The following is a 936-nucleotide window of genomic DNA, read 5'->3' as shown; positions in this document are numbered from 1 at the left end:
GGGGGTATCTCTTCAGGCGTGGGAATGATCTTCAGGGGTAGATGAGGAATCGGGAAGATCATCCATCGGATTCGGGGGGATTCGACGTCATGGCCATCATCAAGGGGTTGGAGAGTGTCGCCCAGGCTGGTCCTGGTGCGGGGGGATCGGTGGCGGTGCCGGGGTCGGGGCGGGATGTTCCGGTTCGGGAGCTGCTGGGCGATGAGGTGCTGGATCTGCTGCTCGAGCGATCCAGGGATTCCTCGGGGCAGTTGCGGTTGACCGGTGAGGGGTCGATGCTGGGCCAGCTGGTGAAAGCGGTGCTGGAGCGCGCTTTGGAAGCCGAGTTGACCGCGCATCTGGGCTATGACAGGCACGCGCCCGGTGGGTCCAGGACGGCGGGGAACGCCCGCAACGGCAAGGGCAAGTCCAAGACGGTGCAGACCGGTGTCGGTCCGGTGCGCATCGATGTGCCCCGCGACCGGGCGGGCAGTTTCGAGCCGGTGCTGGTCCCCAAGCGGGCGGGGCGGGTCGCGGGTGGCCTGGACGACATGATCATCAGCCTGTATGCGCACGGCATGAGCGTGCGTGACATCCTGCATCACCTCAAGCAGGTGTATGGCACCGAGTTGTCGCATGAGCAGGTCTCGCGGATCACCGACCAGGTGATGGACGAGGTCAGGGCGTGGCAGATGCGTCCGCTGGACCCGACCTACGCCGTGGTGTTCCTGGACGCCATCGTGGTCAAGGTCCGCGACAACAACGTCGTGCAGAACAAGCCCGCCTACATCGCGGTCGGTATCGACATCGACGGGGAGAAGCACGTCCTGGGGATCTGGCTCGCGCGGACCCCGGTCGAGTCGGCCACCGCCGGTGAGGGTGCCCGGTTCTGGGCTGCGGTGATGGCCGACCTGCGCAACCGCGGAGTGCGGGACATCCTGATCGCCTGCACCGACG

At 66.2% G+C, this 936-nt stretch carries 1 protein-coding gene; it reads left to right on the top strand.

From position 1 onward, the window contains the following. Positions 1-89: 89 nt before the first annotated feature. Positions 90-936, top strand: an 847-nt coding sequence (locus EBO15_RS43465) for an IS256 family transposase (protein ID WP_122200219.1), incomplete at its 3' end; no start/stop codon positions are given.

The organism is Actinomadura harenae (genome assembly GCF_003696215.1).
Taxonomy (GTDB): domain Bacteria; phylum Actinomycetota; class Actinomycetes; order Streptosporangiales; family Streptosporangiaceae; genus Spirillospora; species Spirillospora harenae.
The sequence above is the reverse complement of the archived record's forward strand: the minus strand, read 5'-3'. Positions and strand labels throughout refer to the sequence as shown.